The organism is Blautia sp. BCRC 81119, assembly GCF_003184505.1.
In the GTDB taxonomy this organism is placed as follows: domain Bacteria; phylum Bacillota; class Clostridia; order Lachnospirales; family Lachnospiraceae; genus Blautia_A; species Blautia_A fusiformis.
In genome coordinates this window covers 52,877-63,252 of record NZ_QJHD01000030.1, presented here as the reverse complement: position 1 = coordinate 63,252, position 10,376 = coordinate 52,877, and the positions used below count along the sequence as shown (strand labels likewise).

Below are 10,376 nucleotides of genomic sequence, written 5' to 3'. Positions count from 1 at the left end.
CTGGATGATTATCTGCCTTGGAATCCTCTTGTAAAAGAATTCTGTCGATAACCGTTGACCTTTTAGTATAAAAGGCTGACGGTTATTTTTCTATACACTGTTTTATTTGACGCTTACTTTAATTCTTTTATAGTTGACTTTACTGCTGTTTCGTTTTCTTTCAAGATCGCGCATAATCCCGGAATAGAATAATTCCAAGAATCCGGCAAAGAAAACATCACTGACAAAAGTCCCTTTGCTTTAAGGCTTAAATTCTTGTCTCTTAAATGATGATTACTCATCAATGTATAATTCTTTGTTTTGTGCACTCTAAATACTGCCATAATCACATGACCTCCTTTTCCGAATTGTTAAGTGGAATTTCGCTGAAATCCCGGAGTATGTCTATTCCACTATGAAACAGTTCAGGGGAGTCTTCTGTTTTGCAGTCTTCATTGAGAACCGGATTATTTTCGGCTATGAGTAATATTTCTAAAATATTTGTATCTGCAATATTATTTACCGCATAAAACATTACTCGGGTAATTTTTGCCGAATTTTTTCGTTCTCTATAAGACGATGTAATTCTTTGCGATAAATCAATTGATTTTCCAATGTACAAAATGGTATTATCTTCGCCAATAAAAGCGTATACGCCATGAACTTTATATAAATTATCACACAAAAACAGCATTGATTCCGTTGGAAAATCTTTACTACATTCAACAGTATCTTCGCTATTTTTTTCTATAATGGATTCTCTCCACAATATACGTGCATACGCATCTTTGTTACCTGATATAAAATCGGAAACATCACCATAGCAACTATTTTCATCAAACTTTTTGTATCCATAACAAGCACGTGAGATTGCATTAGCGTAATCAATTTGGCGAATACTTGCTTTTTTCCAATTGCATTTTTTGTATTCGTCTTCGTGCTCTGTGATAAACTCATTAACATCATAATAACTATCGCCTTCATTAAAGCTCATATTAATATCAAGAGCTTCGGCAATTACTCTGGCAAATTTTATTTGTTTTGGGGAAGCTAATTTTCGACCTTTCATATAGATAACCTCCATGTCGTTAATACGTGACTGCCGTTTCGTCACAGATCCATGATTTATAAAAACAACAGGCAGGCGTATCATGGAATTACGCTTGTCCCCCGTCGGGTAAGCCTGTTGGTTTTACCAGTTTTATGCGACTTCCAAATAAGCAATATCTTTGAATATCTCCAGTCGCTTTTTGCAGTCTCTATAGATTTCTTTGTAATATTTATTCTCCAAGATTCCTGCTTGGATGCAATGAAGAATGATGTTTTCAGCTACAGTAAGGTTGCTCAACTGTTGAGCTGTAGCGTTATCTCTTCCAGATATACCGCAAATTTTATTTGCTAATTTGGTGTATGTGATATACATTTTATCAGAATGCTGAGAACCCTGTTCTTTCGCGTATTCAACTAATTGCTTCAGAACATCCGTTTCAGCTTTTCTAGTAAGTTTTCCCTGCTCTCGTGTTTCAACCCAATACTTGCTTTGACGTTCGAAAATAAATTGTTGCATTAAGTAAAACTGGCGAACGAGCTCCTTTTTAAACCTACGGGTAATTTCACTGTTTCTCAAATAAGTCATAAGCAATGTAGCCTGCTGCTGATTTAGGATGTAAATTTTTTCCTTCTGACCGCTTGCCAAAGGTTCCATTTTAAATCGAACCTTCCCGAAATCCTCAAAATCGTCTAAATACTTTTGAATTACCGCAGTTATTGAATGATGCCGGTTGTTTGTGCCGAATGCAATAATTTTGCTGTCAGTAAATGCTTGATTGTTTTTAATACTTACTATCTCCATATAACTCCTTTCGTTCGCAACTGCTCTTGCAGGCAGGGTTTTTGGAAACAAAAAAAGAGCAGACTCCAAGACGGTATCACGGAAAGCGGGTCACTGTTTCAACCCAAGTAAATATCATCTTAAAGTCTGCTCAATATTTTGTTTTTCGTACAATAACAAGATATAGGTACTACTTGTTACTCATTTATTATACCGCAACCCGGCAGAAATGGCAATGGTTTTTACCATGCTGGACTAGGATTTTTCCGCCTGTTGTTGTCGTTCTGGGCTTTTGTGACTGCTTTCGCAATAGCACGTCCATCCAGATTGATCGTGTTGGAAATGTACTGCGGAGATGAGTTTCCGCCGGTGTTCATGTTCATCATTGCCATGGCAACGCCCTGTGTTACCGCCTGTGTCATTTCTTCCTTGCCCAGTCCAATGCTTCCGTCCGGCATGTTTCCGGTGATGCTGTCAGCAATGCTCTTCATAGCCTGTTTGTTAGTCAATGGAAGGACCGCTTCCTTTCCGGCTTCACCGACACCAATTACGGATGCTGCATTGAAGAGACCGCCTTTGGCATACCAATTAACTGAAGAGTTCCATCTCCACTTATGTGTTCTTCCTTCTTGCCAATCAGTGTAATCCATAGAGATATGAGGAGTATTGATATGGATAGATTCAATACCATTTCGGAGATTTTGCATAGCAGTTTGTCCAATGCTATACATGTTTCCAAAATTTCGGCTGATCGTATTTGTTATGGTATCAATACCGCCCCCAACACTCGTATTCATAGTTCCCCGGATGTAAGAAGATATATCCCTTCCAAGATTCTGCCATTTGCCAAGAGCGATTCTGTACTGGCTTCCAAAATGACTGCGGACAGTAGTATCCATTCTGCCGAGTTCCGTACTTGCATCAACCTTCATCTGGCGGACATTTTTGGTTACTTCACGGGAAGAGTTGCCCCACTTGGTCGTTGCTTCCGTGTTTACCTTTCCAAAAGCCGTACTTGCTGCTGTAGCTACACTCGGAAGGACACTGTCTGATTTATTCTTGATAGAATCAAGGCTTTTATTTGCACTTTCGGCCGCACTTTTAGCATTACCAGAAATACTACTCTTCATGGACTTTCCGCTAGTATTTGCAGTATTGGACGCCTGCACTAATGCTTCCGGCATAACTTGCCCGATAATCTTAGCTGCTGTTTGGGTATTAACTCCCATATCTTTTAAAGTAGCAATAAGGTTATCATAGGTCTGCTTTGCTGTAGCTTTAGTGTTTTCTCCGTTCATAATAACAGTATCAAGAGCGGTGTACTGGTCAGATGTAAGTCCTAACTGTGCACTCATAAGTTTTATTGATTCTTCCAGCCCATCATAAGAAAGTTTGGAAGTGTCGATCTTATAAGATGTGTTGCTCACAGAGTTTCCAAGTCCGTCCATTGCTGTTTGAAGCCCAGATAATGAATCGGATGTGATTGACTGTTGCTGTGATAATCTAGCAAGAGCCTGCTGTGCTTGATCGGATGTTACTCCATAAGTTCCCAGCTTTTCGGCAATTTTTGCATAGGCATCACTGGCAGATGTGCCGGAAGACTCCATACTTTCCGACAGTTTGAACAGCTTGCTTGCCTCGTCTTCGGTGATTGCACCAGAGTTTGAAAGCTGTGTTATGAGAGCATTAATAGCATTTCCATACTCTGTAGCAATGCCATTTCCACCCTGCATCTTTTCAATCAGACTTTGTAAGCCTTTTACTCCGGCAGTTGCGGCCGCACCAATTCCAACGATAAGTCCGGCAGTTCCGACAAGCGGTGCTATAGCAGTAGCAAGAGAGGTAAGCTTTGTTGCAAGAGTTCCGGCTTTTCCGGCAAGGCCTCCAAATAATGAACCGGAATTTGTCGCCGCAGATTCCATTGTTTTTCCCAGAAGCTTTTGCATGCCTTTGGACAGTTTATCCTCAACTGTCGAGCCTGTACAGAATTTCACGATTCCATCTACAAACGGAGCGATTTTGCTAAATGCTTTAAAGCTAACAATTCCAAAAATAACAGCATCCACGAATTTTCCCGCGGATGTACTGCCAAGTCCTTTCCAGATTCCGCTCAGCACGTCCAGTAATACTGTAGCTAATTTTTTTAAATGAGCTCCCCAGTCTATCTGACTAAGGAATAGTCCGATGCCTCTTCCGAAGGATTCCCAGTCTGTTTTTTCTGCGATATCAACCAGAGCATTCAGTAAGTTGGTAATGAAAGTGTTTAAGGATGTTCCATTCTCTTGCCACTTGAATTTTCCAATAAAAGTATTGATTCCGTTGGAAATATTAGTTACTAATCCGCCCCAGTTGAATTTTTGTGTCCATGTAGTCAATACTTGAAATGCACCGTTTAATCCAGTCGCAATCGTAGTTGCTATTTTGGAGAATGAAATTCTGCCAAAAGCTCCATTCATGGCATCAGCAACCGCAGTTCCTAACTGTTCCCAACCAGTCAAACCGGCATTATTCTCTTTTGACATCTTCTGAACAAAACCGTCCAGAATATTCCAGCTTATCATAAAACCACTGCCAAGGACTTGACCAAGGTTCGGCCAGTTAACTTCATCAATCATTCCACGAAGTCCGGTTGCCAGTTTGTTACCGATGTTTACGAAATTAATGCCACCCGGGCCGATCAGAAGCTCAAAGGTGTTGACCAAGGTGTTGATGCCTGCACCAACAGTACGTCCTAATTTATCCCAGTGAATGTTTTCGACAAGGCTGTTAAAAGAGCGAGTAAAAGCATTGCAAAATGCAGAGATCTTCGGGCCTACATTGCTCCAACTGATAACATCGTAAATCTTCCGGATTCCGATATTAAGCATATCTGCAATGGTCTTTCCAAGTCCTTCCCAGTCATGGTTAAGAAAAGCTTTACGGATTTTTTCAGCCCATTTGTTGATAGGGGTTTCTTCTTTATTCAGAGCATCATCTATCTGGTCTGTGATTCCACCAAAACCCAATGACGGTGTTGTTCCAGTACCGATTTTGCCCTTTCCGGTACCAGGTGTTGAACCGGATGAACTAGAATTATCTGTCAGCTGATTCAGTTCGTCAAATGGAAGGACGGAAAGAGCTTTCTTCAGAGCTTTCGCTGATGAAGTAGCATCGTCCAGCCCGGAGGCTGCGGAATCTCCGGCATCCTGTAATCCGCTAAGGTCTGCTGAGGAATCTTCCAGCCCGGCAAGATCGTTTACGACCCCGCTTGTGGAACCCTTGATTTTTTTGCCCATCAGAACGTACATAAAGTTGCGGAATGTTTCCGCAGCCTGCATAAGTTTTGACATCAAGGCATTAAGAGCCTGTATGCCTGGAAGAACTGCGGCAATTAGTCCTTGCCCTATTACAGATGACAGGGATTGAATATTCAATGTGAGGAGACGTACTTGGTTGGCGTAGGAACCGGCTGTTCTGGCGAAGTCTCCCTGCTGCGCACTTGTAACTGACATGATGTAGTTATAACGCAGCATTGTTTTCTGCGCCTGTGTCATGGAATTGTAAGCTGTCGTAATACCTTGCGACAACGCATATTCCTGAAGGTTGGCGACTGAAAGATTTATTCCAAGTTGCTTTAAAGGCTCGATTTCCAATTATGTTACCGTACCGGCTTTTTATCCGATACTTCCGGGAGTTTCCTCGCATTATGGGATGTTAATTCATCCCCGGTTCAGCGTACCTTTTCACCCTCGTATAACGTTAGGCACTATATTTAATAGCGGATTGACTTTATCAATCGTGTCGAACACTCTTGGGAGCATTATATTTATTCAGCTCCTACGCGTTACGGTGGCGGTCAGCCGTTAGTAATCTGACCACTTACCTCGGGATTAGCATGTTGATAATCTTCATAATATTTCCAGGTATATCCACCAGCGTGCTTTCTCTTACCCTTGCATACCAGCGCAATATGTGATCTCTGTGCGTTAGATTCAGATGCAGCTTGTGTGACTGTATCGAAAATCTTGACATCACCATTCTGTGAAATTCTAACAACTTTTCTACTCACAGGACTTTCGGCTCCTCTTAAAAGTCCTGTACGATTTTTACTCATCAATTTCAAGCTTTCCTTTGTATGCTTTTTACCATAAAAATGATTGTTTGAACCAAGCATTTCTAATCTTAATCGTGCTTTAAGATATTCCGGCTTCTTTCTTCCAGAATTTGCTTTGGAAATCTTTTCTTTTGCTTCTTCCGATAAATGTTTCCCGTACATAGGATTATTAACCCCAGAAAATCTGTCGGACAGATTTTTCTTCTGTTCTGTTGAAAGATGGCTTCCGTACATAGGATTTTCTTCACCTACATTTTTACCTGTTCGGATTTGAGAAAGAAACGCCTTGGTCGCTTCTGTATGAGTGCGCCCTTTCATCGGTGCTTCTGCATATCTCGCAATATTATACAGGATTTTTTCATCCCAATACATATCCAAATATTTTTGCTCTATTTCTAAGTTGTCTTCAGGATTGCATTTTTCTACGACTTCGAAAGAAAAGGAATTTTCTCCATATTTATTCCATGCCGCTTGCAAATGTTTATTAATATGGGTACCTTTGTTTAAACAATTTTTATGGTGATACCATCTTCTTTCTATATCTTCAGAGGAGCCGATATAGATTTTTCCGTTTACGTTGTTAATTATTTTATATATACCTGAAATTTTATTCATATCAATTTAGCTTTCCCCGATTTTGCTCGATTTGCTATGCAATCTTTCGACTGCAAGGGGCAAAATGTCTACCCGAAATGCCCGCCCTTATTTTGTAAAAGGCGGTATCAGTATCAATGTTGTAAAAAGATGCCAAATCTCCGGCTAATCCAGCAAGAGTTGTTGACATCTTCGCAGCGGATTCCTGCGCTACACCAGAAGCATTCAGCATCGCCATCATGGTTCCGGAGTAGTTCTTTGCTGCCAGTTCCGACAGTCCGAACTGTTTTGTCGCCGTAGACGCAAACTTATACGCTTGATCTGCCATGCTTCCAAAAGCAACGTCTACAACGTTCTCAACCTCAGCGATATCGGAACCAATCTCAAGGATACCTTTTCCGCCCATAGCTTCGCTGAATTTGTTCATTACAGCTGAAGCCGCTTTGAAGCCAAGGACGGTCTTAATAAAAGAGCCTACATTGGAAGATGCTGTTTTCAGCCCACTGCTCCTATTGACTAGACTAGAGATTCCGGCTGCCAGAAATCCCAGTCCACTCTTTGCTTTTGTCGCCACCCCACCGAGTAACGAAGAAAGCCCCGAACCGATAGAGGAAAGCTTGTTAAAGGAATTGACCACAGTATTCGTGGAAGTCCCTACTTTCCCACTAGCCGCCGCTAACTGCCCGAGAGCTTCTGTCATTCTCAGTGTATTCTCACTGATCCGCGGAGCATCTTGCATAGAAGTAAAGAATTTCTTCACTTCTGCGGCTAAATTCTCCAATTGTGATGCTGTTTTACCAGTTTTGTCACCTGCATTTGCCAGCCGTGAAATGGATTGTACAAACATGTTTATGGATTCCGAAGGCTTTGCTGTAAACAGCATACCGTTAATAACTTTTCTCAAACTCTTTCCGAGTTTTTTTAAGCCTTCTGCTGACTGATCTGCTTTTCCACCGGCATTAGCAAGTCTTGCTAACGAACCTGTGAACCGGTTGACACTGGAAGATACGTCCCTGATATCATTTAAGCTGTCGATGCTTTTGATGATTTCTCCCATCTTTGAAGTGTCAAATCCGCTCATATCTGCTGACGCAAGTCTGCTTAAGGAATTGATAACATTCGTGATTTTAGAATCCTTGAAGTTCATTCCGTTAAGAGCGTTCATGGTACTAGCAATCTTTTCAACGCCGGTTATTGCGGGCTGCATCTTCGTAGCATCAATCTCTTGAAACTTTTGAATAGCATTTACTGCTGACTTGACGTTTTTTGTATCAATCTTTGGGATTGAAATGTTAGAAACACCTTTTAAAGAACTTAATCCAGCAGCCAGATTCTGCAAAGATTTCGTACTCGCTCCAAGCGTCGTAAAGTCAACTTTTGACAAGCTCCGAAGCTGACCGGTTAATCCAGATAAGTCCGGCACACTAACTTTTGTTTTGTTTAATGTCTGTAAGGCTGCTGATACTCTTCCAATTTCACGAGCGTAGTTTCTAAGCCCACCGGTATTGACGTTCCCCAGTGCTGTGTCAACATCCTTTAACTTTTTAGCCAGATTACTCAATGCTTTTGTAGCGTTCCTGGTGCTACTGTTTATTTGTATATCAAGGGTATCAATGGTATTATCAGCCATAAAAACACCTCCTTTTAATCAAAAAAATAAGGGCAGACAAGACTTTTATTCATCCTGCCTGCCCTTTTCATTTCCTATCTCGGCAATATTCGCATTTGCCTTTTTTATCAGAAGTTCGTAATAACGTTCTTCCTGCTTCAATTCAGCTTCAGACCGTTTCGGAACATCTGTTTTTTCTTCAATCTGTGGTTTCTTTGTTTTTTCTGTGATTGGTTTGTCTGGATATTTCACTTTGCCAGAAAGCGCACTTGATACCGCAGATTTCACATATAAGCCGGAAAGCCATGACTGATATTCAATCAGTTTTACCTGAGTTTCTATCTCATCACGTTTACCTTTCTCGTACTCACGTATCCTTACTTGAAGGTCACGTATGGTACTTCTGAGAAATTCTTTCCGGCTCATTCCGATGCGAACTGCCGCCGGATATAACTCTGTCCAGATTATTTCGCTGTAGCTTTTTTCTGGTGATCTGTCGGTTTCTTCGGAGTTTTCTTCGGTTTGGCTGCTACGTTCAGATCGTCCATGAACGTCTCCAGACCGGTCAGTTTGAAAAAACCGTCTTCCTCCATCTGGTCAAGACATATGGCAAAGATACCGTAAAAGTTACCCTGCTCATCGTCCTTATGTTCCTGAATAAATTGTGCTGCAAGTTTCTTCGCAGTTGCAAGATTCGGAACAGAACCGTCTGCATCCGGGTTGTCACCATGATATTGAAGAAGTCCTGCATAAAGCACGGTTAATGCAGTACTCGGGATATTTGCCATGCCGGAAATCATTTCTTCCGGCGTTTTGTCCACACCACCGCTTGTTGCCAGAAGTGTATTCATTACACTTTTGACGCAATCATCATAAAGAGATGCTTCGATGCTGTATTCCAGTTTGTACTCTTTGTTACCAATCTTTAAAAGTTTATACATAATATCGTTTCCTCCCAGTTAGATATGTTTGTTATTCGCCTTCGGTTGGCTTAACCGCTGTGTCCGGGCCGACGTACTCATTGATAGTCAGGGACATATCAACAGTAAGAAGACCGTTCTGATCTCTTGCCGGTTTTGGAATGATAGTCGGCGGCTCGATTTTGGTGAAGAATGCTTTCTGAAGTGCCGGGTAATATTCCTCATACCACATAGACAGACCACTTGCATGAGCTGTTTTGTAAGCGGTGATAAGATCTTCCCACTCTTTGATTGTTTCGTCCGTAACGTTTACAGTTACATTGAACGTACCACCAGTTGAACCACGACCTGCGATAGTCCTCTCAATTTCATCTTCGAGCGCAGATGCGTCAATAGTCTCAACGTCGATAGCGATTTCATCAGAAGCGTTTATTCTGTGAAGCATTTTGAATTTTTCTGGTTTTGTTCCCGCTACTGTCTCTACTGCATAACCGGTAAGAGCACCAACGGTACTAATTCCTGCGATGTTTCCTGATGCCATAGTGGCTCCTTTCCGCCTTTCGGCTATAAATTATTTCAATAAAAAAAGAGCCTTAATGGCTCTGACACGTAACCCTGTGCCTGGGAGATAAAAGGATCACCGCCCTTCTACTCTTCTTTACCTACTTGTTTAATGACCTGATTCACATAAGTACTCAGTCCTGCGACAAGAATACCTTGTGTGATTGCGGTAAAAACTGCCATTGCAATTTCCTGACCGCCTGTGACCGTAGACGTAGCGAAAACATAGATTCCGCAGACAACTACGCCCAGAAGCCCAAGGATTCCAGGAATGTATTTGTCAGCTACGGTTTCAGCCTGTTTGAGGAATACTCCTACAAAATACAGGACTGCAGCTACAACCAGAAGTTCTGGTTTCACATAGTTCATGATCTGATCCATTCTATCTCACCCCTTTCATTCGCCAAGCAACTGCCCGGTATAAATTCTTGTGTATCGGCTAACAAGCCGTTTGATACTATCATCAGCATTTCCCATGAGTTCGGGTCCGTAGGTTCTACGAAAGCCCATGTCAACCATAGACTGATGACTTCTTTCGTCAATCTGATATACTTTTGCAAGCGGATCTGTGCCTGTGGCAAAGCACTCAATCTGGACAGTCGGAACCGTGGCACATTCGTCACCTTCAAGGTCTCCTTCTGTTAGGATGTTTCCTAACATATAAAGTCTTGCGTAGGTTTTCTTTCCAGGCGCAAGAGTTTGACTTCTATCCATTGAAAAGTTCCCTTCGCCAACTACAGGCTCAATAGCTTTATTCCAACGTTCATATATCTCAGATATTGGATTTTT

General features: G+C 41.6%; 11 protein-coding genes. All 11 read right to left on the bottom strand.

Going from position 1 to position 10,376, the window contains the following annotated elements:
• Positions 1-113 precede the first annotated feature (113 nt).
• The 11 genes from DMI82_RS16415 to DMI82_RS16365 all read right to left on the bottom strand — a co-directional run bounded on the left by DMI82_RS16415 (position 114) and on the right by DMI82_RS16365 (position 10,301).
• On the bottom strand, positions 114-323 hold the full coding sequence (locus DMI82_RS16415) for a helix-turn-helix domain-containing protein (RefSeq protein WP_110103993.1): 210 nt from the start codon (positions 321-323) through the stop codon (positions 114-116).
• Between the two features lie 2 nt (positions 324-325).
• Complete coding sequence (locus tag DMI82_RS16410) at positions 326-1,048, bottom strand: GIY-YIG nuclease family protein (protein WP_158526503.1); 723 nt, start codon at positions 1,046-1,048, stop codon at positions 326-328.
• A 132-nt stretch (positions 1,049-1,180) separates the two neighbouring features.
• Entirely contained in the window at positions 1,181-1,831 is a 651-nt protein-coding gene (locus DMI82_RS16405) for a Rha family transcriptional regulator (protein WP_110103991.1), read from the bottom strand.
• Between the two features lie 221 nt (positions 1,832-2,052).
• Positions 2,053-5,376 (bottom strand): hypothetical protein, encoded by a 3,324-nt coding sequence (locus DMI82_RS16400; protein ID WP_146207181.1) that lies wholly within the window; start codon positions 5,374-5,376, stop codon positions 2,053-2,055.
• 269 nt (positions 5,377-5,645) lie between these two features.
• Positions 5,646-6,518, bottom strand: coding sequence for an NUMOD3 domain-containing DNA-binding protein (locus tag DMI82_RS16395; RefSeq protein ID WP_110103989.1), 873 nt, complete (start codon positions 6,516-6,518; stop codon positions 5,646-5,648).
• Between the two features lie 34 nt (positions 6,519-6,552).
• Complete coding sequence (locus tag DMI82_RS16390) at positions 6,553-8,127, bottom strand: hypothetical protein (protein WP_110103988.1); 1,575 nt, start codon at positions 8,125-8,127, stop codon at positions 6,553-6,555.
• A gap of 45 nt (positions 8,128-8,172) precedes the next feature.
• The gene (locus tag DMI82_RS16385; protein WP_110103987.1) at positions 8,173-8,532 is read right to left on the bottom strand and encodes a hypothetical protein; all 360 of its coding nucleotides are present in this window, start codon (positions 8,530-8,532) and stop codon (positions 8,173-8,175) included.
• Between the two features lie 38 nt (positions 8,533-8,570).
• The gene (locus DMI82_RS16380) at positions 8,571-9,047 is read right to left on the bottom strand and encodes a hypothetical protein (RefSeq protein ID WP_110103986.1); all 477 of its coding nucleotides are present in this window, start codon (positions 9,045-9,047) and stop codon (positions 8,571-8,573) included.
• Between the two features lie 31 nt (positions 9,048-9,078).
• Positions 9,079-9,567, bottom strand: a complete 489-nt coding sequence (locus tag DMI82_RS16375) for a hypothetical protein (protein ID WP_110103985.1) — start codon at positions 9,565-9,567, stop codon at positions 9,079-9,081.
• Between the two features lie 107 nt (positions 9,568-9,674).
• Positions 9,675-9,968 (bottom strand): phage holin family protein, encoded by a 294-nt coding sequence (locus DMI82_RS16370; protein ID WP_110103984.1) that lies wholly within the window; start codon positions 9,966-9,968, stop codon positions 9,675-9,677.
• Between the two features lie 15 nt (positions 9,969-9,983).
• The gene (locus tag DMI82_RS16365) at positions 9,984-10,301 is read right to left on the bottom strand and encodes a hypothetical protein (protein ID WP_146207180.1); all 318 of its coding nucleotides are present in this window, start codon (positions 10,299-10,301) and stop codon (positions 9,984-9,986) included.
• Between the last annotated feature and the right edge of the window lie 75 nt (positions 10,302-10,376).

Bases quoted from the DNA above. Each gene is read 5' to 3' on its own strand.
- DMI82_RS16410 (WP_158526503.1), bottom strand. From the start codon at position 1,048: ATGAAAGGTCGAAAATTAGCTTCCCCAAAACAAATAAAATTTGCCAGA.
- DMI82_RS16370 (WP_110103984.1), bottom strand. From the start codon at position 9,968: ATGGATCAGATCATGAACTATGTGAAACCAGAACTTCTGGTTGTAGCT.
- DMI82_RS16365 (WP_146207180.1), bottom strand. From the start codon at position 10,301: ATGGATAGAAGTCAAACTCTTGCGCCTGGAAAGAAAACCTACGCAAGA.
- DMI82_RS16375 (WP_110103985.1), bottom strand. From the start codon at position 9,567: ATGGCATCAGGAAACATCGCAGGAATTAGTACCGTTGGTGCTCTTACC.
- DMI82_RS16380 (WP_110103986.1), bottom strand. From the start codon at position 9,047: ATGTATAAACTTTTAAAGATTGGTAACAAAGAGTACAAACTGGAATAC.
- DMI82_RS16415 (WP_110103993.1), bottom strand. From the start codon at position 323: ATGGCAGTATTTAGAGTGCACAAAACAAAGAATTATACATTGATGAGT.
- DMI82_RS16385 (WP_110103987.1), bottom strand. From the start codon at position 8,532: ATGAGCCGGAAAGAATTTCTCAGAAGTACCATACGTGACCTTCAAGTA.
- DMI82_RS16395 (WP_110103989.1), bottom strand. From the start codon at position 6,518: ATGAATAAAATTTCAGGTATATATAAAATAATTAACAACGTAAACGGA.
- DMI82_RS16390 (WP_110103988.1), bottom strand. From the start codon at position 8,127: ATGGCTGATAATACCATTGATACCCTTGATATACAAATAAACAGTAGC.
- DMI82_RS16405 (WP_110103991.1), bottom strand. From the start codon at position 1,831: ATGGAGATAGTAAGTATTAAAAACAATCAAGCATTTACTGACAGCAAA.